This is a genomic window from Arsukibacterium sp., from assembly GCF_018402695.1.
In the GTDB taxonomy this organism is placed as follows: domain Bacteria; phylum Pseudomonadota; class Gammaproteobacteria; order Enterobacterales; family Alteromonadaceae; genus Alishewanella.
The window spans coordinates 129,270-152,752 of record NZ_JAGYIM010000023.1 but is presented as its reverse complement, the minus strand read 5'-3'; the positions used below and the strand labels follow the sequence as shown (position 1 = coordinate 152,752).

The 23,483-nt window shown below is 49.2% G+C and carries 24 protein-coding genes; 8 read left to right on the top strand and 16 right to left on the bottom strand.

All coding sequences use genetic code 11. The features are described from left to right. Positions 1 to 124: 124 nt before the first annotated feature. Positions 125 to 988, top strand: a complete 864-nt coding sequence (locus KG631_RS15765) for an MBL fold metallo-hydrolase (RefSeq protein ID WP_214000614.1) — start codon at positions 125 to 127, stop codon at positions 986 to 988. Between the two features lie 121 nt (positions 989 to 1,109). Continuing rightward, entirely contained in the window at positions 1,110 to 3,158 is a 2,049-nt protein-coding gene (locus KG631_RS15760) for a S9 family peptidase (protein ID WP_214000613.1), read from the top strand. Positions 3,159 to 3,242: 84 nt separating this feature from the next. Here KG631_RS15760 and KG631_RS15755 read toward each other — a convergent pair whose 3' ends face one another. The 8 genes from KG631_RS15755 to KG631_RS15720 all read right to left on the bottom strand — a co-directional run bounded on the left by KG631_RS15755 (position 3,243) and on the right by KG631_RS15720 (position 8,106). Then, positions 3,243 to 3,533: a type II toxin-antitoxin system RelE/ParE family toxin gene (locus KG631_RS15755; RefSeq protein ID WP_214000612.1), complete on the bottom strand. Its 291-nt coding sequence runs from the start codon at positions 3,531 to 3,533 to the stop codon at positions 3,243 to 3,245. A 3-nt stretch (positions 3,534 to 3,536) separates the two neighbouring features. After that, positions 3,537 to 3,776: a type II toxin-antitoxin system ParD family antitoxin gene (locus KG631_RS15750; RefSeq protein ID WP_214000611.1), complete on the bottom strand. Its 240-nt coding sequence runs from the start codon at positions 3,774 to 3,776 to the stop codon at positions 3,537 to 3,539. Positions 3,777 to 3,900: 124 nt separating this feature from the next. Further along, positions 3,901 to 4,758, bottom strand: a complete 858-nt coding sequence (locus KG631_RS15745) for a DUF6544 family protein (protein WP_301003909.1) — start codon at positions 4,756 to 4,758, stop codon at positions 3,901 to 3,903. A 59-nt stretch (positions 4,759 to 4,817) separates the two neighbouring features. Further along, positions 4,818 to 5,255 carry an OsmC family protein gene (locus KG631_RS15740; protein ID WP_214000610.1) on the bottom strand — a complete coding sequence of 146 codons (438 nt, stop codon included), beginning with the start codon at positions 5,253 to 5,255 and terminating at the stop codon, positions 4,818 to 4,820. Between the two features lie 110 nt (positions 5,256 to 5,365). Further along, entirely contained in the window at positions 5,366 to 5,785 is a 420-nt protein-coding gene (locus KG631_RS15735) for a hypothetical protein (protein ID WP_214000609.1), read from the bottom strand. Positions 5,786 to 5,896: 111 nt separating this feature from the next. Next, positions 5,897 to 6,316 carry a hypothetical protein gene (locus KG631_RS15730; protein ID WP_214000608.1) on the bottom strand — a complete coding sequence of 140 codons (420 nt, stop codon included), beginning with the start codon at positions 6,314 to 6,316 and terminating at the stop codon, positions 5,897 to 5,899. A gap of 48 nt (positions 6,317 to 6,364) precedes the next feature. Next, entirely contained in the window at positions 6,365 to 7,162 is a 798-nt protein-coding gene (locus KG631_RS15725; RefSeq protein WP_214000607.1) for a hypothetical protein, read from the bottom strand. Positions 7,163 to 7,365: 203 nt separating this feature from the next. Next, entirely contained in the window at positions 7,366 to 8,106 is a 741-nt protein-coding gene (locus tag KG631_RS15720; RefSeq protein WP_214000606.1) for a hypothetical protein, read from the bottom strand. Between the two features lie 267 nt (positions 8,107 to 8,373). Here KG631_RS15720 and KG631_RS15715 point away from each other — a divergent pair, with 267 nt between their 5' ends. Both KG631_RS15715 and KG631_RS15710 read left to right on the top strand, forming a co-directional pair. Next, positions 8,374 to 9,147 carry a DNA/RNA non-specific endonuclease gene (locus KG631_RS15715; RefSeq protein WP_214000605.1) on the top strand — a complete coding sequence of 258 codons (774 nt, stop codon included), beginning with the start codon at positions 8,374 to 8,376 and terminating at the stop codon, positions 9,145 to 9,147. Between the two features lie 182 nt (positions 9,148 to 9,329). Beyond that, on the top strand, positions 9,330 to 11,030 hold the full coding sequence (locus KG631_RS15710; RefSeq protein WP_214000604.1) for a class I SAM-dependent methyltransferase: 1,701 nt from the start codon (positions 9,330 to 9,332) through the stop codon (positions 11,028 to 11,030). A 17-nt stretch (positions 11,031 to 11,047) separates the two neighbouring features. Here the strand turns inward: KG631_RS15710 and KG631_RS15705 are convergent, their stop codons facing one another. Together KG631_RS15705 and KG631_RS15700 are read right to left on the bottom strand one after the other, a co-directional pair. Further along, on the bottom strand, positions 11,048 to 13,864 hold the full coding sequence (locus KG631_RS15705) for an EAL domain-containing protein (RefSeq protein ID WP_214000603.1): 2,817 nt from the start codon (positions 13,862 to 13,864) through the stop codon (positions 11,048 to 11,050). Position 13,865: 1 nt separating this feature from the next. After that, positions 13,866 to 15,446, bottom strand: coding sequence for a PAS domain-containing methyl-accepting chemotaxis protein (locus KG631_RS15700; protein ID WP_214000602.1), 1,581 nt, complete (start codon positions 15,444 to 15,446; stop codon positions 13,866 to 13,868). Between the two features lie 348 nt (positions 15,447 to 15,794). On the opposite strand from KG631_RS15700, the gene KG631_RS15695 reads away from it, so the two are divergent. After that, a complete protein-coding gene (locus KG631_RS15695; RefSeq protein WP_214000601.1) occupies positions 15,795 to 16,421 on the top strand; it encodes a DUF642 domain-containing protein in 627 nt (208 codons plus the stop codon). 250 nt (positions 16,422 to 16,671) lie between these two features. Next, on the top strand, positions 16,672 to 18,453 hold the full coding sequence (locus KG631_RS15690; protein WP_214000600.1) for a bifunctional diguanylate cyclase/phosphodiesterase: 1,782 nt from the start codon (positions 16,672 to 16,674) through the stop codon (positions 18,451 to 18,453). On the opposite strand, the gene KG631_RS15685 is transcribed toward KG631_RS15690, so the two are convergent. From KG631_RS15685 to KG631_RS15675, 3 genes are all read right to left on the bottom strand, one after another. Then, positions 18,446 to 18,904 carry a hypothetical protein gene (locus KG631_RS15685; protein WP_214000599.1) on the bottom strand — a complete coding sequence of 153 codons (459 nt, stop codon included), beginning with the start codon at positions 18,902 to 18,904 and terminating at the stop codon, positions 18,446 to 18,448. The genes KG631_RS15690 and KG631_RS15685 overlap by 8 nt on opposite strands. Positions 18,905 to 19,101: 197 nt before the next feature. Further along, the gene (locus tag KG631_RS15680; protein WP_214000598.1) at positions 19,102 to 19,350 is read right to left on the bottom strand and encodes a hypothetical protein; all 249 of its coding nucleotides are present in this window, start codon (positions 19,348 to 19,350) and stop codon (positions 19,102 to 19,104) included. A gap of 32 nt (positions 19,351 to 19,382) precedes the next feature. Continuing rightward, positions 19,383 to 20,411: a hypothetical protein gene (locus KG631_RS15675; RefSeq protein ID WP_214000597.1), complete on the bottom strand. Its 1,029-nt coding sequence runs from the start codon at positions 20,409 to 20,411 to the stop codon at positions 19,383 to 19,385. Positions 20,412 to 20,694: 283 nt separating this feature from the next. Between KG631_RS15675 and KG631_RS19100 the strand changes: the two genes are divergently transcribed. Both KG631_RS19100 and KG631_RS19095 read left to right on the top strand, forming a co-directional pair. After that, the gene (locus KG631_RS19100; RefSeq protein ID WP_301003907.1) at positions 20,695 to 20,904 is read left to right on the top strand and encodes a CBS domain-containing protein; all 210 of its coding nucleotides are present in this window, start codon (positions 20,695 to 20,697) and stop codon (positions 20,902 to 20,904) included. Then, the gene (locus KG631_RS19095; protein WP_301003906.1) at positions 20,876 to 21,136 is read left to right on the top strand and encodes a CBS domain-containing protein; all 261 of its coding nucleotides are present in this window, start codon (positions 20,876 to 20,878) and stop codon (positions 21,134 to 21,136) included. The genes KG631_RS19100 and KG631_RS19095 overlap by 29 nt, the downstream gene beginning before the upstream one ends. Positions 21,137 to 21,245: 109 nt before the next feature. On the opposite strand, the gene KG631_RS15665 is transcribed toward KG631_RS19095, so the two are convergent. From KG631_RS15665 to KG631_RS19090, 3 genes are all read right to left on the bottom strand, one after another. Next, a complete protein-coding gene (locus KG631_RS15665; RefSeq protein WP_214000596.1) occupies positions 21,246 to 22,310 on the bottom strand; it encodes a DUF3083 family protein in 1,065 nt (354 codons plus the stop codon). A gap of 144 nt (positions 22,311 to 22,454) precedes the next feature. After that, positions 22,455 to 22,943, bottom strand: coding sequence for a TspO/MBR family protein (locus tag KG631_RS15660; protein WP_214000595.1), 489 nt, complete (start codon positions 22,941 to 22,943; stop codon positions 22,455 to 22,457). Positions 22,944 to 23,059: 116 nt separating this feature from the next. Continuing rightward, positions 23,060 to 23,356, bottom strand: a complete 297-nt coding sequence (locus tag KG631_RS19090) for a LysR substrate-binding domain-containing protein (RefSeq protein ID WP_301003905.1) — start codon at positions 23,354 to 23,356, stop codon at positions 23,060 to 23,062. Between the last annotated feature and the right edge of the window lie 127 nt (positions 23,357 to 23,483).

Here is a 23,483-nt window from a genome sequence, read left to right as displayed (position 1 = left end):
TCATTAATTGGTTTTACAGATAGGGTTAATCAGTTAAAGTTATTTCAAATTGTTATAAGCTTATACTATATTAGTATACACTTATTTTTAGATGATTTAGCACCACATTCAAGGAGCAACCATTATGAGCTATCAGGTACAGGCATTTTTAGATAACGACAGTGAAACCTTCAGTTATGTGGTTACTGATAACGCTACCCGCAAAGCGGTAATTATTGATCCGGTGCTGGACTTTGACTACAAAGCCGGCCGCACCCGCACTGACAGTGCAGAGCAAATACTGGCTTATGTTAAGCAGCACAATTTACAGGTGGAGTGGCTGCTGGAAACGCATGCTCATGCTGATCATTTATCGGCGGCACCGTTTTTACGCAGCAAGCTGGGAGCAAAAGTGGCCATTGGCGCTGAAATTACTCAGGTCCAGACCATTTTTAAAGACGTGTTTAATCTGGAAAAAGAATTTCTGCCTAATGGCTCGCAGTTCGACCGCTTGTTTGCCGATGGCGACACCCTGCAGGTCGGCGAAATGACCATCCGGGCGCTGCACCTGCCGGGCCATACCCCGGCCGATCTGGCTTATATTATTAACGAGCAGGCGGCTTTTGTTGGCGATACCCTGTTTATGCCGGATGTTGGCACCGCCCGTTGTGACTTCCCCGGTGGCAGTGCCGCCACCTTATACGATTCTATTCAGAAACTACTGGCGTTACCCGATAGTACTGAAATGTATATCTGCCACGATTACCCGCCAGAGGGGCGTAATCACGAGTATCTGACGTCTGTCGCGGCACAAAAGCAGCATAATATTCATGTTGGTGGCGGGGTCAGTAAGGCTGATTTTGTTAAGCGGCGCGAAGCGCGGGATGCCACCCTGGCCATGCCACGGTTAATACTGCCGTCGGTACAGGTCAATATCCGCGCCGGCCAGCTGCCGCCGGCTGAAGCCAATGGTACTACGTACTTAAAGGTGCCCATTAACCTGCTATAGGCGCTGATTTGGCGCTTAAATTCCACGGTTCTATCGCTAAGTTAACATTAACAGCAGCCAGTAAGTTACTGGCTGTGCTATTTTTAATAGCGCCAATAACAATAATCATGGAGCATCACCGATGAGAACCCTGTATTTAATCCTGCTGCTGTGCCTGTTGCCAGGCATGCTATCTGCCAGTGACAACAATAACGATGATAGCCGGCTTAGCGTCGAGCGTTTATGGCAATTTCAGCGAATTGGCAACCCGGTTGTCTCAGCCAACGGCAAGCATATTGTCGCGCCGGTAACCAACTATGATGTTAAAACTGACAAGGCGCAAACCCGGTTATGGCTGTTTAGTGCCGATGGCAAACAGCAGCGGCCGTTAACGGCTGAAGGCCTGCGGGCCAGTGAGCCGGTGTTTTCACCCGACGGCAATACCCTGGCTTTTATCAGCCAGCGCGATAAAGACGAAGCCGGCCAGATTTATCTGCTGGCCATGGATAAGCCGGGTGAAGCGCAGCGCCTGACCGGGGTGCCCACTGGCGTATCGGGCCTGAAGTGGCGTGGTAAGCACCTGTATTTTATCAGCCGGGTCTGGTCGGATAAAAGCTGGGAGCAGATGGCGGAGCAATTAAAAGCCGATAAAGATAAAAAAGTGTCGGCTATGCAGTGGAATGCGCTGCCATACTCGCATTTCGACCGCTATCTGGATGAAGCCCGCCAGGCCCATCTGTTCCGGATTAACGCCACCGCTTCAGTGACTAACAGCGACGAGGTGCAGCCGCTAACCCAGCCGCTGGGCCAGCAGCTGCCGCGCTCGAACCAAAGCGCCTCCAGTTATGATGTTGACAGCAACGAGCAATATCTGGCCTTTAACGCCAACGGCTGGGATAACCAGGTTGATGCCAAAATTGATATTTTCTTAAGCCAGCTGGGTTCTGATACCGTCGAAAACCTGACCAAAGACAATCAGGCACCGGACAGTAACCCGCAGTTCAGCCCCGACGGCAAAAGCCTGGCGTTCAGCCGCCAGCAAATACACGGCTTTTATGCCGATACCGCCCGACTGATGATTTATGATCTGGCGAAAAAATCCAGCCGGGTTGTTACCGGTGACTGGGATCGCTCGGTCAGTAGTTTTCGCTGGGCCGATGACGGCCGTGGTTTTTATGCCAGTATCGACGATGCGGCTACCCGCCGCTTGTATTATATCGACGCCCGCAACGGCAAGCCGCGCGCTATTACCCAGGAGACCAGTTTTGGCCAGCCGGTACAGGCCGGCACCAGCCTGTTCGCCACTAACGACAGTTTTTTATATCCAGCCCGGCTGGTTAGTGTAGATAGCCGCAACGGCAATACCCGCCGGCTCGACAGTTTTAACGACGACATTCTGAGCAAAGTCGAGCTGGGCACCTTCGAGTCAGTCAGTTATAAAGGGGCCGATGGCAAAGATATTCAGATGTGGGTGCATTACCCGCCGGGCTTTGACAAGAGCAAAAAATACCCGTTGTTAATGCTTATTCATGGCGGGCCGCACAATGCCTTTACCAACAGCTTCAGCTATCGCTGGAACTCGCAAACCTTTGCCAGCTGGGGCTATGTTACGGCCTGGCCCAACTTTCATGGCTCCAGTGGCTTTGGCCAGGACTTTGCCGATGCCATTAACCCCGACTGGCGCAGCAAGCCGCTGGCCGACATTCAGGCAGCGACCAACTGGTTTGAAAACCAGAGCTGGATTGACACCGAGCGGATGGTGGCCGGTGGTGCCAGCTATGGCGGCTATTTAACCTCAATATTGCTGGGTACCGAGCACCCGTTTAAGGCGCTGCTTATTCATGCCGCGGTATATAACATGTACTCGCAAATGGCGGCTGACTTTGCCGTGCACTCCACCCGCTTTGGCGGTTACTGGGATAATCCGGATAATTATAAAAGCATTTCGCCGCACTATTACGCCGGCAACTTCAACACGCCAACCCTGGTGATCCACGGCCAGCAGGACTTACGGGTACCGGTAGGGCAGGGCTTCGAGCTATTCCGCACCCTGCAAAGCCGTGGTGTTGAATCGCGGATGATATACTTCCCCGACGAAAACCACTGGATCTTAAAGCCGAACAATTCTATTTACTGGTACCACGAAGTAAAAAGCTGGCTAACCCGTTTTGCTGAACCCGGGGCGAAATAAGCCGGTTTCCAGTTGCTGAAAGTGCGACTAAAAAGGATACAAAAGGGCGTTATGCAACAGCATGGCGCCTTTTTTAATTTAATATCAGGTGTCATTTAACCAATCTTCATGCGCATGTCGTACCCGGATAACAAAGACGTTATTATCAGCATCTAATTGATAAATAATAATATGTGAGCCAAAAGGGTGTATTCTTACCTGCGGGATAATTTCCTCCCGTACAGGAGCAGCCTTGGGGTTGTCAGACAAAAATTGAAAAATGGTCGTTAATTGTTGATGGTAGTGTTTGGCTTGGATTAAACCAAATAGCTCAGCACCAGTGACATAGATATCAATAATATCTTCTTCAGCCTGCTTGCTTAGCAAATACGTCATAAATCAGGGGGCAAGTTTAGCCAGCGCGGCCATTTCAAGTTCTGCCATACTGCGCTTGCCCTTGCCGCTGGCAATACCCTCATCCACCAATTGCTGCACATGGGCAACCTTAGCTGCCCGCTGCTGATCCCGCCGGATTAAGTCACGCATATAATCGCTGGTATTGCTGTAGCGGCCAGTTGCGGCCTGTTGTTCTACCCAGCTTTTCATCATATCGGGTAGCGATATATTCATGGTTGCCATAAGCTCACCTCTTTTATTATCTCAGCTTATTGTGCAGCGATGGCAAACTTTGTCAAGTTTGCTAACACAAGAGGTCAATAATCAGCCTTTAAACCTGGCGGTGCAGTATGTTACCGGCAGGGTTTTAGTTATGGTGCTGCGGCCAGCGAATTTGCTGTATATCGGCGACAAAAAAGGCAAAATAATCAGCGGTACCAAAGTGATTACCGGCTTCAACATGGCAGGGTAGCTTAAAACCCGCAAAGTCGCGAAAATCGGATAAATAGCCACCAAACGGCTGCAGGGTATAGCGTTTTTGCGGGTTGGCATTGCTCCAGCGCATAAAGCTAACCAGCAGGGGCTGGCCATTGTCTGCTACCGTTAAGTCGACCGACTGGCTCATACCCTGCTGGTTAACTGTCAGGCGGGCACTGTTGTCAGTCAGGTGGCTCCAGGTGATACCGGGGCCGGGTAAAACGGCGGCCGGGGTCCAGAACAGCGCCTCTGCCACATAGCGGCCAAACGCCGAGCGGCGCTGGTCCAGGCTGGCACCGTTGCGGGCTACCGGCAACAACTCGTGCAGCCAGAACCGGGTCCAGCTGGCGCTGTCTGAACCTGATACCCTGAGCAGGCTGCGTCTGGCCTGCATTTGCCAGATAAAGCCGTCTGGCGGCGCCAGAATTTGTCTGGCCTGCATCGCCAGATAATCCGGCTTGTGGTGGTTGCCCATGCCAAACCGGCCGCTCATGCTAAGGTCGGCAACGGTATAAAGCGGGGTGCCCGGTGTTATGCAGAACAGGAAAAAACGTCTGGCAGCCTCAGGCAAACCGTTTAGCATGGCCGGGTCAAACTGGCCGGGTTGCTGCGGTTGCCTGGCTATCAGCCTTTGTACCATTTGTTTATCTGCCTGGTAATCAAGTAACCGCAGGCCAAGTAAACCGGCAATCAGCAGGATTAACACCACTGCGGTAATACTGGCAACAAAAGGCATAAAGTCTGTCATAGCAGCATGTTCCAACGAACTAAAAAAGGTTAAACACTTTAGGGCGTGGTTAACCTGGTTTATCCCAAACTATGCAGCACAGTACTGGTATGGCTTAAGTTGTCATGCAGCGGACAGCGCTGGCATACCTCATCTAAGAACCGGGCTTTTTGCTCATCGCTTAAGTCAGCATCAATCACCGCGCTAATCCGTATTTCGGTAAATCCTACCCGGTCATCGGTGGCTTTGCCCAGCAACCCCGCCGGGTTGTAATCGCCCTCTACTTTTACCTGCATGCCGCGCAAGTTAATTTTCTGCTGAAACGCGGCTATCCGGCCAATAGTGCCAATACAGCCGCCAATGGCAAATAACAACATTTGCAGCGGGGTAGGGCCGGTGCCGCTGCCTTTGGCTGTGACTGGCTGGTCAATCAGCACGGTATGGCCATCAATTTCACCGCTAATGGCAAAGCCTTCGGCCATACTGGCATTTACCGTTACTGTTTTCAGATTGCTCATTACGCTGTCCTCTAATTAATTAGGTTAAACTAATTTATAGTGGCAGCCTAACAGTTTCATGCTACTGGCAGGCTGCGCTGGATCAATATCCGGGCTTGTTTTGCCAGGTATCAGCCGCCTTGCAGCAGGTTCTGGCATTGGCTGTGATAACCCAGACTGGCCAACCAGGCGAATGCGTCTTGCTGGTCGGGGTAAACCCGCTTTTCAAACAGGCTGGTGCTGTCAATGATCATCCGGTTCAGCTGATACTGCTTAACCATATTAGGGCAATACACCTGGGCGGTGTAACGCAGGCCGCTTTGCAGGCACCAGCGTACCAAGTCTTGCACAACCGGCTCAATATCCGGTGCACCCAGCTGCCAGTTGTCCAGATACACAAGATGCGCCCAGTCTTCGCCAATTAATGGCATCGCCAGCGCTTTAAACTGGCTGGTATAATCTTCGGCAGTAAACCGGCTCCAGCTGCCATTAGCTTTAGCCAGAATAATCCGCTGCTCGCGCCATAAGGTAAATTTTGGGGTAGGGCTCATCTGTCTTTGCCGCTGTAACCGGGAGCTAAAGCATAGCAGCTGCTGCTAAACTCAGCATGATCCAACGCAGTAAACCGGCTAATTTTTAACCCATAGCGGCAGGCTTTAGGGTTAACTAATGGCTAATTTCTGTTGGTTGTCAGTACAAAAGCCTTTGCTGGCAAGCCATTCGAAAGCCTGATCGGGGTACATAAATTGTTGCTTTTCAAAGCAGCCTTCAACTTTCTTTACCATCAGGTCAAGCTGAAATTCTTTAATGGTGCTAGGCTGATAAACATGGGCGGAATAACGCAAACCGTGTTCAATAGTCCAGTTAACCAAACTGATAATAATGGGTTCAATACTGGGTGCACCCAACTGCCAGCTCTCCAGCAGAGTAATATTGGCCCAGTCATTTCCACATAAGGGCATCGCTACTGCTTTAAACTCGCGCGAATAGTCTTCAGCATCCTGCTGGTCCCAGCTGCCCTTTACCATGGCTATTAACACTTTTTGGTCCAGCCAGATCTTAAACTTGGGACTATATTTCATATCATCCTCTCTCAAACGTTGAGAACACTATAGCCTAGCAGTTATTGGTTAGCGGCGCGCAGTTTCGGCCGGCTTTATTCGGGTAAGGTAAAGATGCGCCAGCGCCTCGGTTATGGTCATCTCATCGTTTTCACTCAGGTAGCGCTCTACCTGTTTATGCACAAAAATCACCGCTTGTTTATGCTGCTTGGCAAAGGCTGCGCATTGCTGTTTCAGCTGCTGGTTAAACTCTTTTTCCGCTACTTGTTTGTGCATCGCCTGAATAGCCAGCTCAAAGTGATGCTCATTGTCGGCAAAGGCTTGTTTTAACGCGTTTTTCGGTATGCGGTAGGCTTTACTGGCAAAATCCAGCGCAGCCCGAAACGTATCAAACTGCTCACCAAAAACTTCAAACACCTGCGGGGCGCGGTATTCAACATTATGTTGCTGGCCGGCGGCCTCATAGGCAAACCCCGGGTATGCCAGTCGTTCAGTAGTCTCCGCACCCAGCGTTAAACCGGCTTCAATACTGTGGCGCAAGCTAAAATCCAGCCCGGCCAGCTCGTCTTCAGTCCACATATCGTAGATAGTCAGCGCTTTTTCATACTTTTTCGCCAGTTTAGCTCTGGCAAACTTGTGCCGCTCATCCAGCGTGCCGGCCTTGCAGGCTTTTAAGTGGTCATGGCATTCATTACAGGCCGGTATTTTTAAAAATTCACTGGGCTCGCGGGTCGCCAGGTAAAACTCCAGATACTGCCGCGGCGGCGCATAGTCATGCCCGGCAGCAATACAGCCGCAGTAAAAGCAGGTATTAAAGTCATTGCGATAGGTGGGAATGAGCAGGTGGTAGTGGCTGTCGGCAGTCATGGCGCCTTCTGGAGTTTGGTGAATTCAGCAAAGTGGGCAGTATACCTGTCTTGCTTAAAATTGTAGGAGTTTGGTGGGCGATCTTGAAGGCGAAGCTAAATATGCTTACCCGCCCACAAATCTGGTGAATTTAGGATTGGGAGACAAATTTTCCAATGACCGCTATGAGCGATTAGCAGACAACCCAGAAACCCGGATTGAACTCAGTTCACATGATCGCTGCCTAGCTTTGAAAACAACCCACTTTTTAATTGGGATACTCTAAAGTAAGAGCAAAAATTGTTTATTAGTTTTACTGTGGTAGCTGAAGTCCAATTTAAGCAGGGGAGTTGCAGACAGCCCCTTGTAAGTGGATCCCCTCCGCCAACATTGAATCTTTCACCAATCAGTTCGATTAGTTTATATTTGTTCCGCCGTGCCATACGATGCTCACCATAAGACGGGCTAAAATGCATTAATGCATTTCTGATATCAAAAATAAGTTCTAAATCTGCAAAATTTTCTGTGTCTATAGAATCTTGAACATTAAGTATTTCCGCACAAAATTTATATTTATTTACGGGTGATAGCTGGTCTATTCCTTGGCTACCCTTTTTACCATGCTGATAGCTTCTAAATTTAGGGTGAGCACAACCCCTATAGAATTGATGGTCTGGAGGTTTTGATGAATTATTGGATAGTTCATTCCAAACATTGCCAGCACGATCTAAATAAATCTCATTAATAAATGCCTCTAACGCAGCAGCCAAGAGCATTAAGCAAGATGATGCATACATCTCTCTCAATATATTCTCATTTTCTGAGTTACCATTTATGGTTTGGTAGGCTTTTTTTGAGGCAATTGCACTTTTCATAAACCTTAGTGCCATAGTGTCGATTTGGCGAGCTTCAATTGACACAGAAAACATAGGCATCGTTACGTTTATATTTGCAGCGTTTTCCACAATCCACCCGTTATTTTGGCATATTAAATTACGCAATAATTTCATATTACAACAGATACGTTATGCATAAAGCTTCTTTCAGCTTTAATCAGATTATGAACTATGCGGCATAACAAAATTAAAATCTTTGTCCGGTTTTGGCACTTACCAGTTATCCACCATCCACCATGTCCCACAAAAGATACGTTAACCGCATAGCTCAAAAATTATTCATATCTCTGTAACTTTCCTGGGGCACGATGCTCGCAGTCCAACAACAAGAGCATAATGATGAAAACAATAGCCTACTTAACTCTTACACTAACCGGTTTACTATTTTGTACGGCAGCTAGCGCCGCTAACTGCGCGTACAACTGCCCAACCGGTAAATCTGGCCAGACAATTGAAAGGCCAATTTACACGCTACATAACAATAGCAGTACAAAATTTGCCAATTGGGTAGCATACAAAGTTACTAAAAATACCATTGATGGGCCTAGCCGCACCCGGACATGGAAAGCAGACCCTAATATTAATTCAGCATATACGCTGGAGCCGGCAGATTATACAGATGCTGCTGCCGTGCTTGGCACAGACCGCGGTCATCAGGTGCCTCTGGCAGCATTTAGTAATACTGCTTACTGGCCGATGACCAACTATCTATCTAATATCACACCGCAATCCGCTAACCTGAATCAAGGCGCCTGGGTCAAGCTGGAGACTGCTGTGCGTAATTTGGCCCGCACCGGTGAGGCGGTTTATGTAGTCACGGGCCCTTTGTATGAATGGTATTATGGTACGTTGCCGCGTGCAGATGAAGGCCATACTATTCCGTCTGGTTACTTCAAGGTAGTGATTACAGACAATGGGGGCTGGGTTGAGGCGTCTGCCTACATTATGGACCAGAACCTGAGCCGCTCAGCAAGTTTCTGCCCACGGGAAGTCACGGTAAATGAGGTGGAAAGACGTAGTGGGCTTAATATCATGCCCGCCTTGCCATCATACAAAGAACCGGCGGTTGAAGGCCAGGTTGGTGGGTTAAAAACAGAGCTGGGTTGCTAAGCTATAACAGCGCCTGGTATTACGCTGGGCGCCTTTTAAGTTGAGATAAGCAGAAAATAACTGCTTGGTGCATTAAGAATAGCCTGGCACATCAAACCACAGCCATTGCCTGGCTTATCAATTATTGCTACAACACTAACCAACCACACTAATTAAGCACGTCGGGGCCTTCGCCAACTGTAATGAGCAAAACCGTTGATATCTACCATCAAGGCGCAGCGTTATTTGCTGCCCAGTACGATGCACTGAGCTTTGAGCAGGTGCATGCTTGCTGGCAACCGTATTGGCCAAAAGAGCAACTGGTGCTGGATATTGGTGCCGGCAGTGGCCGCGATGCCTTGTGGCTGGCAGAACAGGGCTGCCAGGTTATTTCGGTGGAACCGGCTGCTGATTTGCTGCGGCTGGGCCAGTTAAAAACGGATGGCCAGCTGAAAACAACTGAAAAAGTCCAGTGGCTGCAAGATAGCCTGCCAGAGCTAAAAGCCTGTTATCAGTTAAACCTGCAATTTAATACCATCTTACTCAGTGCAGTATGGATGCATATTGTGCCGTCTGAGCGCAAGCGGGCGTTTCGTAAAATCACTAACCTATTGGCGCCCGGCGGCCGTTTTATTTTAAGCCTGCGCTTTGGTGACTTTAGCGATGAGCGCACCGCTTACCCGGTGTCAGTAGATGAAATAGCCGCGCTGGCCAGCCAATTTGGCCTGGTGCTGCGTTTTGTCAGTGATATAACCGCTGATGCCGGCGGCAGAGCCGGAGTTGAGTGGCAAACCCTGGTGCTGGAACTGCCCGATGATGGCAGTGGCAGCCTGAGTAAAGTGCGGCATATTGTGGTAAACGATAATAAATCGTCGACCTATAAGCTGGCGCTGCTGCGCACTCTGGTGCGAATTGCCGACGCTCACCCTGGGGCAGTCATCGATAAACAAGACGGCACTGTCGCTATTTCGCTTGGTCTGGTGGCGCTGTATTGGATTAGGCTTTTTAAGCGGCTGGTGGATAACGATATTCAGCAAAACGCTGACCCGGCTAAAGGCCTGGGGTTCGTCAAAGCCAATGGCTGGGGTTTATTAAGCCATTTAACGGCGGATGATTTCGCTATTGGCAACTTTTATAGTGGGCAGGAGGCTGTTGCTTTGCAGCAACTGTTCGCTGATACCTTAAATACCATAAAAGCGGGGCCGGTAACGTATATCTGGCAAGGCCATAAAGAAAACCGCCTGTTTGAGATGCTGCGCAGTAAAACCCGGCGGCAAAGCAGAGTATTGCTGGATAAAACCTTTTTAGACAGCTTTGGCAGCTTTGTGCTGCGCGAAGATATGTGGAACTGTTTTCGCCAATACGGCTGCTGGATAGAGCCTTTGCTGGTGCAGCAATGGGTGGCGGAAATGCAGAAATATGAGCTGAACCAGCAGCGGCAAATTTCGCTCGATACTTACCATAATCAGCTGCGCTGGCTGGACCGGCAGCATGATACCGGCCTGGTCAGAAAAAAGGTTGAGCAATTGCGGTTGCAGGGCATGGATGTTTGCAGTGTCTGGAGTGGCAGCAGTTTATACAGCTATGATATTGACCATTGCGTACCATTCAGTTACTGGCCGAATAACGATTTATGGAACCTGTTGCCCGCCAGCACGCAGGAAAACCGGGTAAAGCGGGACAGGCTGCCGAGCCAGGCCCGGCTTAAATCATCGGGCGCTTTGATCAAAGACTGGTGGCAGCAAGCCTGGCAAACTGAAGCCGAGCAGCAACGGTTTTTTATTGAAGCGGGCTTATCGCTGCCGAATATCAGCACCGGCTGCCGTGATTTTGATGAAGTATTTCACGCCCTGCAGTTTCAGGTAATCGGCGTAAAACAGCGGCTGCAGGTGGCGGAGTGGTAAAAAACCACCTGCATTACTCAGGACATAGCCTCCAGATAAGCCCGCTGATTATTGGCAATTTCTGACGCCGGTATCGGTTTGGAAATGTAATAACCCTGCACCATATCTACCCCGAGTTGCTTTAAACACTGGTAAATATCGATAGAGCTGACAAATTCGGCGATGGTTTTAATGCCCAGGTTTTTTGCCATGTCGATAATACTTTTAGTTACCAGCCGGCTATTCTGATTTTCAACTACCCCTTTGATAATGGAGCCGTCAATTTTGATATATTCAGGCTTAATATCCACCAGATAGGCAAAGTTAGAGTAGCCGCTGCCAAAGTCGTCAATGGCAATCTGGGCACCATAAGATCTTATTTTTCTGATGAACTCGGCAACGCTGGAAAATTCTCTGATCGCCTCGGATTCGGTAATTTCAAAAATAATCTGGCTGCCGCTGTGTAAATTGAGTTTATCAAAAATGAACTCAGTCGTTTGCCGGTCAAGAATGTCTTCAATTGATAAATTGACGGAAATAGTACAATTAAAGGTATTGGCAGTGGTTAAGGCGATATTGATAATTTCGCGGGTTAACGCACCATACAGCCTGGTTTTTTTGATATGTTCGAGAAACACGCCCGGCACAGTAAATTCGCCGTTGCCCTGGTCTAATCTGACCAGGGCTTCGAACTTGTCACGATGCTGACGGGTACTATCGATGGGGGCCAGGCGTTGAAACCAGGCGATAAGCCGGTTCTCGTTCAGGGCATTTCGCACCTGTTCGATACATTTATACGCATCATTACTGGATAGCTGCTGCTCGGTTTTTATGACTAACGATGATGAATAATGCGCTTTGGCCTCAACCAGGGCGTTTTCTGCCAGTGCTATTGCCCTGGTTTTTGAGACGCCGATGCCAATGCTTAAATTGATATCAAATACATGCTCGTTAATGTCCAGCGTGGTGGCTTCTATTTCGGTTCTGAGCTGTTCGCATGTTTCCGTAAACTGCTGCAGTGACATCTGACTGAGTGGCCTGAGCGCAAAACTGGCCCCGTGAAACTTGTAGAGTTGCAATTTTAACGGGCTGGCGGCCCTGGCAAAACGCCGGGCCAGCTGTTTAATGGCCGTGTCGCCATGTTCAATGCCCCAGAAATCGTTCAGTAGTTTAAAGTTTCTGATATCAAACACGGCTAACAGTATCAGGTGGCCTTTTTTTACATCGGCACTAAGCCGGGTGCGATTGGGTAAGCCGGTAAGGGCGTCAGTATTCTGAACTTTTATGGTTTGGCGGGCTTTGACAATGTCGGTAACGTCATTGCGAATACTTAAATAGCGGCTGACGTTATGCTGTTCATCCAGTATCGGCACGATCACGGTTTTTACGTAATAGTGCGAGCCATCTTTCTTCTTGTTCAGAATAAGCCCCTGCCATGTGCGGTTACGTTTAATGGTTTGCCATAACTTTTGATAAACGTTTGCCGGCATAGCCGGGTGTCTGATCAGCTGATGGGTTTTACCGATAAGTTCGTTGGCATTGTAGCCACTGATCTCCTCGAATTTTTTATTCACATAGACAATAACGCCCTCTGCATCGGTGATGGAGACGATAGAGCATTGATTTACAGCATGCTGATGCTGCTTCAGCAAAGACAGGGTATCGCTAAGCTCTCTGCCGGTTGCTGTGGCCAGGTGGGCCAGGGTGTACAGCGATGACGGGATTATTGGCTGCTGCTCAGTGTCGTCAAAATGCAGGGTAATGGGTAACTCCTGCTCGGCTAATAACAGCAGGGTAGTGGACAGATTAAGCAAGTCGAACTGCTGGCCGGCCGAGCAGTATTCGCCATAGAAGAAGCCCCCTGCGGCGTGGTTTTTAGCTCCCAGCTTGTGGATCTCTGCTTCAATGTGCTGGCCTAAATAAGCTTTTCTTGCGGCACAGGAGTATATAACCACTGCGGTCTGGCTGAGTTGCATTAATGTTTTCACTTGGTGCATCAGCACGTGAATATCAGCAAACGAGAAGGTAACACTGTCGCCGATATGTATATTACCGGCGAGAATAATGCCGTGACCATCCTGCGTTACACCTAGCGGCGCCCGGAGAATAACCTTTTCACCGTGTTGCACCCGCAGTGGAAATGCTATTGCCGTATTCGGCAGACCGCTGACAGCGGCTTTGCCCAGATATTTTTGATAAATCTCCAGTACCGGCTGGTCATTCAGGCGATAAAGAATGTTGTTTTCAGCGGCGGTTACCGTAAACATCTGGCCAATTGCCTGCCAGCCGGTAAATTTATGTTGTAGTGCCTGCAGCGTATCACCATACAACGCTACCCCAACCAGGCCTCTGCGGTAAACTTCGGCTTCCAGCAGGGTAAAGGTGCCGATAAAGCCGGCGTTGTCGGCAGCATTACCACCGGCAAAAATACAGTCGGGCATCTTCTGATATAAGCTGGTCAGTAACGACTCCGGGCTGGTCTCTAACGCATTCGTGAAAAAAATAATCACTTTTGGCGCTGTCGGAAACAGCTTATCGATTGTGTGCTGCTGGTCGCTGGCCGGGCTTAAGCTCAGACTGAAGGGCTGCAGCCTGAGTACTTGTTCAAAGATCAGGAAGTTTAAAATTATGGACTGCTCTACACACTTGCCGTTATAGATCTCGCCTGCCGTCGAGGCGCCTATCAGTACGAACTGTGCTAACTGACATTTCAGCTCTAACTGCAGCCGGACGGTAAGTTCAAGGCTGGCCCCTGAAAATATCTGCACCACCCCCTGGCAACAGGATAAACCGTGGGCGTCGATAAACTGGCGTAAGCTGGCCGCTGAGACATACTGATGTGATAACTGTCGCATGCTAGGTTCCCTGTTGCGTTTGCCAGAACTGACTGGTGAGCTGGTCCAGACCCCGGGTAATTAACATGGTTTCATCGGCAACTTTACTGCTGAGTTTGACCGCCTGCAGGTTTTCCTGGGCGTTACTGTTAATACTGACAACACTCTCACAAATGGTATCGGCTACCTGCGTTTGTTCGGCTACCGCCTGGGCAATTTGTCCGCTCATTTGCGATATATTATTAATTGCGGCCAGTATCTGCTCGAGCGTTTCTGCGGTGTGTTTGCTTTTTAATACACTGTCTTCAGCCGCACACTCACCTGCTCGCATGGCTTCTACGGCTTGCTTGACGCCACTTTGCAGCTTTTCAATAACGCCGTTTATCTCTTTGGTAGAGTGCTGAGTGCGGTTGGCAAGCGAACGGACTTCGTCTGCCACTACCGCAAAGCCTCTGCCCAGCTCACCGGCCCGTGCTGCTTCTATTGCGGCGTTTAAGGCCAGCAAATTAGTTTGATTTGCTATTGCCAGAATGACCTCAAGAATTTTTTCAATTTCATCGCTGCTGGCTGCGACCTGATGAATGATGGATGTGGCAGAATTCATCAGGTTTTTTAGCTCAGTGATCGTTTGTACATTCTGATCGACCACCTGCTTGCTGTTGCTGGTAATATTCAAACCCTCAGCAGCAGCAACTGAAGTGTGTTGAGCATTTGTCGCTACACTGGCAATGCTGGCTGACATTTGCTCCATGGCTGTGGCCACTTGTTCGGTTTGCTCAAACTGGCGCAATGTTCCGTTTTCAGACTGGCTTACCGCAGCACTTAAGTTTTGAGCACTGTCACTCAGCGTCGCTGACATGTCATTAATTCTGCCAATCAGGGCCGCATTTTCAGACTCTAATTTTTTGATGGCCAATAACAGCATGCCGGCTTCATCAGCGCGGCCGGTGTACACAAATCTGGCAACTTTATCTGCAGAAATCTGTTGTAGTTGTTGCAGGGCCGCGCGCAGAGGGGTAGATAAGACAAACAGGGCAACGATTGACATAAGCGTAGCGCACAACGCGGCTGCAGCAAACAGTAAACCGGAGTTGGAAAAAATGGCAGCTATCAGCGGCAACAGCATGCTGAGTAACATCACGATGGTAAGTTTAGACCAGAGGGGTACGGCATCTTTTAGCTGGCGCAACGTTTTGCCTGCCATCAGGGTGGAATAGACTTTATCTGCACGCTCTACCGCCTCAGGAGGGGCTTTGCGCCGAACCGATTGAAACTCTTCAACCTGGCCGGCTTTTTTTATCGGCGTGGCAAAGGCGTCTACCCAGTAATGGTCACCATTCTTGCAGCGATTTTTTACGATACCCATCCAGGATTTTTCAGCACGTAAATCAGACCAGAACATTTTAAACACCGCTGGCGGCATGTCCGGGTGGCGGACGATATGATGATTCTCGCCAATAAGCTCTGCTTGGCTAAAGCCACTAATCTGAATAAAGTCTTTGTTGATATAGGTTATTTTTCCGTCCAGGTTGGTGGTCGACAAAATGTTAGCATTGGCATGAAAGGTTTTTTCTATTCTGGTAACTGGTAAATTTTTTTTCATCTATCCGCCTTGTTATCCTTACGGGGGTCTTCGAGGTATAAAGTTCTGAATAAAATCCATTATCTTGTACAGGCAATAACCTTACAAATAGTAAGGTTAAACTGATATTAAATTAGTTGGACCTGAAATTGGAAGGGCTTTCTGCGATATTTTGTTGCAAAAGGTTTTTATGCGTACAACTAGGCTGACAGTCTGTGGCTTGCTGCAACAAAAAGACAGCACTTGGCCAGAGGGTAGTTTGCGTAAGATCAAACCCCTTAAAAATAAATCTCTTAACACCTGTTCCTAATATTCTAAACCACTGGTATGATGTGTTGGTTTTTTAATCATAATGTTTGAGGGATCAAGATGTCATTAGTTTCTGTTCGTACTTTATTAGGTGCTGCCGCTTTATTGGCCGCCAGTTTCAGCAGCCATGCTACTTTGATTGTTAACGGCGATTTTGAAGAAAATTTTGTTGCCAATAAAAGCTGGAAGCCTTTTAGCAGCGCTGATGTTGCTGGCTGGCAGGGCAGCAATATTGAAATTTGGAATGCACTGAATGGCGTTGTCGCTGCCAGCGGCAAAAACTTTATTGAGCTGAATGCGCATGGTGCCAATACTGGTGCCTGGTCAATTTTCCAGACGTTCGCTACCGAAGTTGGCCGTCAGTACGAGCTGAGTTTCTTCTACCGCGCCCGTAATAACAATAGCGAAGCGTTTGAAGCAAAAGTAGCTGATATCAGTTGGAAACTTGACGACCATGTGGTTGGCAGCTGGAACTTCTTCAGTAGTGTTTTTGTAGCAACAAGCAGCAGTACAACGCTGACCATGAACTCCCTGACTGGCGGCACCATGGGTAACTTAATTGATGACGTGCAGGTCAACGCCTTACCAAGCCAAGCGGTATCGGTATCTGCACCTGCTACCTTAGGTGTATTTGGTGCTGGTTTACTGCTGTTAGCCAGTGGCCGTCGCTTACGCCGCAGCAAATAAGCCGCCGCTGGCAGCTACCAGCTAAGCGCGCTGTACTAAAGTGCCACCAACGCCAACCTTCGGGTTGGCGTTGTGCTTTCTGGCCATGCGCTTCCCACTTTAGTAAAGGGGGATAGAGGGGGCTGATTCCGGTACTGCCGCTGTCATACGGTTGCAACATTAGTTACTTATTCTGGCCAGCTGCAGGGATGTAGCAACCGCCACGGAGAGTGTTGGCTAAAGTAGTAGGCTAACTGAAAGAGTAATCAGCTTGGGTTTAAGTGACTATCATCGTGACGAGCTGCGTCATATTCTGGCTAACCGGCGGCTCACGCCATTATTTCAGCCGATAGTGCGGCTGAGTGATGGTAAAAACCTCGGCTTTGAAGCCTTAATTCGCGGGCCATCGAACAGTGCCTTACACTCGCCCGGCAATTTATTTAAAACCGCCATAAGCTATAACCTGCTGGAGCCGCTGGAGTTATTGTGCCGCGAGCTTAGCATAAATGCCTTTGCCAAAGCCGGTGCCGATGGCTTGCTGTTTTTAAATGTGAATCCGCTGCTGCTGTTAACCTCTGATCATCCCTCCGGCCTGACCAAAAAAATGATTGAAGCGGCTGGTCTGGCACCAGAGCAAATTGTTATTGAGCTGTCTGAGCAGTTTCAGGTGGAGGACACCGAGTTATTTATTAATGCGGTAAAACATTATCGCGAGTTTGGTTTTAAAATTGCCATTGATGATTTAGGCAGCGGCTTTTCTGGGCTGCGGCTGTGGTCGGAATTACGGCCGGATATTGTGAAAATAGACCGTTACTTTATCGACCAGCTGCACCAGGATCCGATTAAAAAAGCCTTTGTTAAAAATATTATTGAAATAGCCAAAGACACCGGCTCCAGCATTATTGCCGAGGGCATTGAAACCAGCGAAGAGCTGCAAATGTGCCGCGAGCTGGGGGCCGAATATGGCCAGGGCTATTTATTGGGTCGGCCCCAAAATGACTTTCAGGACTGCCCGACCGCGCTGGCGCCGCTGTTGGCCAGCAGCCAGCTGCAGCTGAACCAGGCGCTGGAGCCGGTTATTATTGCTACCCCGGCGGTCGGCCAGGATACCCCGGCACTGGATGTAGCCGAACGCTTTGCTAACGATAAAAGCCTGGCTTGCATTGCGGTGGTGGATAGCGAGCAACGGCCGGTTGGGGTGGTCAGTCGCGGTGTGCTGAATGAAAAATTCTCCCATACCTTTGGCCGGGCGTTGTATCAGCGTAAATCGATTAGCTATTGCATGGAAAAAGCACCGTTAGTGGTGGAAAAAAGCATGTCGATAGACGATGTCAGCAGTTTAATCAGCGAAGATGCCGATGACGCCGGCCTGTATTTTCTGGTTACCGACAACGGCCAATACTATGGCTTAGGCTCGGTGCGCAAAGTGCTGAAGCAAATTAGTGAAAACAAAGTATTCTTTGCCCGCTATACCAACCCGCTGACCTTATTGCCGGGCAATGTGCCGCTGAACCTGCATATCGATACCTTACTGCGCCAGGGCAGTATCTTTAGTGTGGCCTATATCGATATTGATCATTTTAAGCCGTACAACGACATTTATGGCTACAGTAAAGGCGATTTGGTTATCGAGCTGCTGGCGAAAATTATTCAGGCCGAAGTGCCGGCCGGCGAGGGCTATATCTACCACATTGGCGGTGATGACTTTATTGTGGTGTTTACCGGCGACACCACCATGGCGGTGCTGGCGCAAATTCAGTCGCGCTTTAACGACCGGATAAAACACTATTACAGCGAGGCGCATCTGGCGGATGGTGGTTGCAGTGCCGTCGACCGGCTGGGCCAGCCGCTGTTTTTCCCGCTGATTTCTTTGTCAATCGGGGTGGTAGAGCCCGATCCGCAGCTGTGTGTCAGCCAGCACGATGTGTCGGAACTGGCCAGCAGCGCCAAACGCGAAGCCAAGAAAACCAGCGGCCCCAGCATCTTCCACAGCCGCCGCCGCGGCCCGGCCCAGCATATTGCGGTTACAGCAAAAGCAACACGCCCTAGTTAACACCCAACTGACTCAGCAAGGGTAATAACACCTTCTCCACCCGCTCATCAGTTATCTGAAATTCTTGTGGCCGAGACGCCATAATATGCGATGCGCGGCTTTTATTGACAATTTTAAAGCCAGGTTTGGCGAAGTCACCCGCGTTCATACTGCGGCCCAGCAAAATCTCTTCACCACTAAAAGTGGCCGAAACACTATGCTGATCTTTGGGTAAGCCACCGGCCGAAGGTTGACGCCAGAAGCCATTAATAATGGTGTCCTTCAGCCAGGGCAATGCAGTGAGCGGCAGTTCCAGTTGGTTTTCTGTGTCGTACAGTTTACCCTTGCTGATGCGGTAAATAATCAGCAGTTTATCGTCAGTAAAATACTGAACCAGTTTATTAGCAGCATCATCCAGCTGCTCGTCCGTCAGATGGCGATAAGTTGTATTTCGTAAAGAAATATCCGGCAACTCAGGGTAGCTCCGTGAAAAGTCTCTCTAGCCAACATGGCAGTATTTTCTTAATACGGTGTTTAATGGTTCTTTTATTTTAGTCATTGTGACGTATTGGTGATGAGATTGGGACATAAGATAAATTTATTCCGGGTAAAGTGAGTGCATGCTTTCCCGACATTCCAGTATCCGATTTTTTATCCATGTGTCCTCAATCAAGTCTGCCTGACATTTTTATCCAGTATAAGCTGTCTAATATTAACAAATTGCTCAAACTCACCTTGTAGATGAATTTTTTTCAATGATTTCAAACTGGATTCAACGTCTTTAACGTAAATCCATTCGTCATTTGACCAAATGGTGTTTTTAGTTTTATAGGCCTCTGAAATTCTATTCACGGCTTCACTTTTACCATCAATATAGTCAAGCAGCAGGTCTAGTAAATTGGTCTTTGATATTTTCATAAATGTAACCTATTGGACGTCACTTGCTTAGCTTACGGTTTTTTCGCCGTTATTTTTACTGCTTTAGGGATCTGCTCATAAACCTTTCCATTGATTTCTGCGCTGCCATATTTTCTAATTTCAACATTGATATCGCTATAACCAATTTTCTCTCTAGAGGCCCCGAACGATATTTTCTTCACAGCCATATTTGCTATTTCAGCATCTGATAACTCCGAGTTAGCTCCCTTAGCTTTTAAGAATTCTTTCTGAAAGTTCTCTAAATTCTTTTTAATAATTGTACCGTTCAAGAATGTTGGGGGCATGCCGTTGTTTTCTTGGTATTTTTCTACTGACCTGCGAAGCACCTCATCGGTCAGCGAGAAATCTTTACCCTTAAGCACATATCCACGGTTAAAGTTATTATTAATGTAGAATTCTATATTACTATTTTCTGCATCAACATTTGCTTCAGCAAACTCTAATTCGCCATCTGGTCCATCAATGTAGAATTCATAAGCTTGACCATCCCACAACTCTTTACACTTTATATCAGATTTTTCAAAGTAAATGATGTTTTGACCATCGCTAGTCTTGCTCGGGAGCGGCGCTGTAATATCAATTGGAGTAGTAGATCTCGTCTGCTCATTTTCTAATGAATCTGGGCCGGTACTGACCACCTCATGTCCCGCGGTTTTGGCAGTTACCGGCGACGTTGTAGTGGCACCGCCACCTTTGGGTTTGCTGGCTTTGCCGGTGCTGGTAGGGCCGGCGCTGACACTGCCGCCGGCTGCGCCTGTGCTGCCTGCTGCCACATATGGGCTATTGCCGGGTGTCTCGGGTGGCCTGACCCAGCCGTCGGTCAGTTGCCATACCCGCAGCTCGTCCTGCTGAAATAAATGTAACAGTTCGGCTATTACTTGCTGGCTGTCGAGACCGGATAAGTCGGTAGCCCAGGGTTTGGCGTAGCGGTATAAATCGCGCAAGATGCTATCACGCTGCCAGGCAGGCTCGATATCCTGCAGGAAGTAACGGCCATAAATAGTGTCGTTAACTGCAGCTACGGCAGGGGTGCTGGCCATGTCGGTGTAACTGAGCCGGTTTTTGCTGACAAAGTAAATCTGGCCCCACTTGCCGTAAAACAATTGGCCGTCGAACAATAGCGGCTTTAAATCCGCGGGGATTTCCGTTTCCGTGATCATTTCCGCTTCCGTTATCGTGCTTATTAACGTTTAATTAATTATTAGTAGCATTTTGTTTTCTTAACGGCGGCTTGTCAATGCCAAGCTGGGCTGATAAGCGGCGGAATTTCAAAAAAGCGGCCAGTACGCTAAGCTACAGCAAATAGCCTGTGGAGGTTGCAACATGGTTAGTCTGAGCCAGTTAATGAGTAAACAGCCGGTTAGCGTATCACCTGATGATACCCTGGCGGTGGTAAAAGAGATTTTTGACCATGTGAAGTTTCATCACGTGCTGGTAGTGGAAAACAATAGTTTGCTGGGGGTGATATCTGACCGTGATTTGTTTAAAGCTTTAAGTCCCAACATTGGCACCGGCCGCAGAAACGGCCCGTGATCTGGCCACCTTAAATAAGAAGGTACACCAGGTTATGCGCCGCAAGCCGGTTACCCTGCGTGAGCATGCCAAGGTAATGGATGCGATTCATCTGCTGAATACTGAGGGCGTGTCGTGTATTCCGGTGGTTAATAGTGCCAACCAGCCGCTGGGCATTTTAAGCTGGCGCGATATTATTAAAGCATTGGATCGCCAGGTAAATGCCGACAACAGCAAAGGCGAGCAACAGTGAGCGCGATTGCCTTGGATCTCAGAATACCGGCAACCCCGGTTCCTGCGGGCTGATATCATTAAAAAGGCCGGGTGTACCGGCCTTGCTATAAGGGACAGGCTTGACAGCGTTAACTGTTATAGCTGATATGCTGATGAAACCGTACCGTTAAATCTTGTTTTTCCGGGTTAATCGCCAGCTTATCGGCAAAACTGCGCAGCGCAGCTTCCACCTGATTCATAAAGCGGCCATAGCCAGTCTCGGTCATGTCATCGCTGCCGGCGACAATTAAAATATGCACCGCTTCTACCAGATTATCGCCCTGCCAGTCACTGATAAACTGAGCGGCATTATTGGCCGGATCAAAGCCCAGCAGTTGCAGCTCGGCGGTGGTTTCCGGTTTATCAAACTTACTGTTGCGGACCAGCGGGGTTAAGCCATTGCCAATAATGGCTACCCGGTTTAAATCTTTAGCCTGAATAGCGTTTTTCAGATGTTGCTCCAGCTGCTGATACAGCGGGCTGTAATCCAGACTGTCGTTAGCGACATACTGCTGTTTCAGGGCGCGGCTAAGGGGCAAAGTAAGGTGGACATAGGTTAAGGCGCTATGCTCTGGCAGGCTGAGCTTACGGGTAGCATAACGGCCGGCAATAGCCCGTAACTTATAGCCATAGCTCTCGCGATCGCCTTTGCTTTTTGCCAGTAAATCATAGGATAAATGCTGATGATCGCGGATTTTAATCTTCAGGTTCTGCTCAGGCAGTTGTGGCTGCAGTTGCTGCAGCAGCTGTAAAACCCGCTGATGGAAGTCAGCGGCATTGGCCCGGATATCGTTACCGGTGGCTAAAAACAGCAGGCGGATTTTCCGCGCCTGATACCCCGGCCGACTGAACAGGTTTTGCGCTTCATGATAAGCCGGATTATAGAAAAACAGAATTTGCTCAGCCGTTTGAAAAACATGGGCTTCGGTGTGAAAACGCACTACCGGCAGTTTATCTGTGGCAATTAAATGCACATTATGTAAGTTGAGGCTGTCGGCCAGAGTGAACAGCTGCTGGCTGAGTTGCTGATAACACACCTGCTCACTGCTGTAATGCTGGTAAAGCTCCGGGGTGGCTTTAATTTCAGCCAGAATGTACTGGTTCGATTTTGCGCTGGCCGGAAGATAAACTTTATGTTGCGTGCTGATTGGCATGAGAACTCCTGTGTGATCTGCTGCGCGCATTGTACCCTGTTGCGCGCTTTCTCGCCGCTGCTTAGCTGGAAATTAACCCACTATTTTGCAGTTTTGTTGCCAGAGATCAACCCCAGGACCCGCAGGGAGGGAATGACAAGGCGCTTATAGCACCCCGGGGTTAAGCTGCCAGATACTGAAATTCAGCACGGCGGCAAAGCTAACCCATAACAGATAAGGCACCAGCAGCAGGCCAGCGAGCTTATTCTGGCGCCAGAAACACAGCGCGGTGGCAATAATTAACGGCAGTAACAGCAGGATATTGGCAAATGCCAGGGCGCCCTGATACCAGGCGAAAAACAACCAGCTCCATAAGGCATTAACCGCCAGCTGAGCAAAGTACAACCCCAATGCCGCCCGGTGTTGTTTGGTACTGCGCCAGACCAGCCAGGCGGCAACCGCCATTAAGGTGTAAAGCAGGGTCCAGACCGGACCAAATAACCAGGCAGGTGGGGCAAAAGCGGGCAACTGCAGTTCGCGGTAAAAGCTGGCAGCGTTGATTGAACCCAGCGCGCCAATGCCGGCGGCCAGATACGTCAGCGCCAGTAAGGTCAAAAGCATCAGGCCCTGGCGTAATAGTATTGTCAGATGCATAGTCATTCCATTCTCAACGCATTTATGGTCAGATGTACGGTGCCAGGCCAGTTTAGATCAGGCCAGTTTAGCCCAGGCCGTGTTAATCCGGCCAGAATAGAGCATGGCATAATTTTTCAGTTTTTGGCGGCAGCTTGCTGGCAGAGCTGACGCAGCACCTGCAAGGCGCTACTGTCCTGATTGCGGCCATGCGCCAGTACCAGGGTGCGTTCCAGTTGCAGACCCTGGATAGGCCGTAAACTGACATCGCTGCGCTGGCGCAGGCTGTCCAGATCGGGCACCAGCGCGCAGCCGACGCCAGCCGATACCAGGCCAAGGGCATATTCAATGGTTTGAATGTCGGCGCGGATGTCGGGTCGGATCTCCCGGCGCAGCAGTTCAGGATAAAAGGCGGCCCAGGCGTCGCAGGGCATGCGTTTAATAAGGGGTAAGTCGGCAAAATCATCCAGGGCTAATCTGTGCTTGCAGGCTCAGCGGCCAGGCCGGCGGCAGCGCTAATAAATAGCGGTCGTGCCACAGAGGTTGCAGCACTTCGCCGGT

Coding starts and splice junctions, on each gene's coding strand:
- KG631_RS15765 (WP_214000614.1), top strand. CDS start 125: ATGAGCTATCAGGTACAGGCATTTTTAGATAACGACAGTGAAACCTTC.
- KG631_RS15760 (WP_214000613.1), top strand. CDS start 1,110: ATGAGAACCCTGTATTTAATCCTGCTGCTGTGCCTGTTGCCAGGCATG.
- KG631_RS15755 (WP_214000612.1), bottom strand. CDS start 3,533: ATGACGTATTTGCTAAGCAAGCAGGCTGAAGAAGATATTATTGATATC.
- KG631_RS15750 (WP_214000611.1), bottom strand. CDS start 3,776: ATGGCAACCATGAATATATCGCTACCCGATATGATGAAAAGCTGGGTA.
- KG631_RS15745 (WP_301003909.1), bottom strand. CDS start 4,758: ATGACAGACTTTATGCCTTTTGTTGCCAGTATTACCGCAGTGGTGTTA.
- KG631_RS15740 (WP_214000610.1), bottom strand. CDS start 5,255: ATGAGCAATCTGAAAACAGTAACGGTAAATGCCAGTATGGCCGAAGGC.
- KG631_RS15735 (WP_214000609.1), bottom strand. CDS start 5,785: ATGAGCCCTACCCCAAAATTTACCTTATGGCGCGAGCAGCGGATTATT.
- KG631_RS15730 (WP_214000608.1), bottom strand. CDS start 6,316: ATGAAATATAGTCCCAAGTTTAAGATCTGGCTGGACCAAAAAGTGTTA.
- KG631_RS15725 (WP_214000607.1), bottom strand. CDS start 7,162: ATGACTGCCGACAGCCACTACCACCTGCTCATTCCCACCTATCGCAAT.
- KG631_RS15715 (WP_214000605.1), top strand. CDS start 8,374: ATGATGAAAACAATAGCCTACTTAACTCTTACACTAACCGGTTTACTA.
- KG631_RS15710 (WP_214000604.1), top strand. CDS start 9,330: ATGAGCAAAACCGTTGATATCTACCATCAAGGCGCAGCGTTATTTGCT.
- KG631_RS15705 (WP_214000603.1), bottom strand. CDS start 13,864: ATGCGACAGTTATCACATCAGTATGTCTCAGCGGCCAGCTTACGCCAG.
- KG631_RS15700 (WP_214000602.1), bottom strand. CDS start 15,446: ATGAAAAAAAATTTACCAGTTACCAGAATAGAAAAAACCTTTCATGCC.
- KG631_RS15695 (WP_214000601.1), top strand. CDS start 15,795: ATGTCATTAGTTTCTGTTCGTACTTTATTAGGTGCTGCCGCTTTATTG.
- KG631_RS15680 (WP_214000598.1), bottom strand. CDS start 19,350: ATGAAAATATCAAAGACCAATTTACTAGACCTGCTGCTTGACTATATT.
- KG631_RS15675 (WP_214000597.1), bottom strand. CDS start 20,411: ATGGCCAGCACCCCTGCCGTAGCTGCAGTTAACGACACTATTTATGGC.
- KG631_RS19100 (WP_301003907.1), top strand. CDS start 20,695: ATGGTTAGTCTGAGCCAGTTAATGAGTAAACAGCCGGTTAGCGTATCA.
- KG631_RS15665 (WP_214000596.1), bottom strand. CDS start 22,310: ATGCCAATCAGCACGCAACATAAAGTTTATCTTCCGGCCAGCGCAAAA.
- KG631_RS15660 (WP_214000595.1), bottom strand. CDS start 22,943: ATGCATCTGACAATACTATTACGCCAGGGCCTGATGCTTTTGACCTTA.
- KG631_RS19090 (WP_301003905.1), bottom strand. CDS start 23,356: ATGCCCTGCGACGCCTGGGCCGCCTTTTATCCTGAACTGCTGCGCCGG.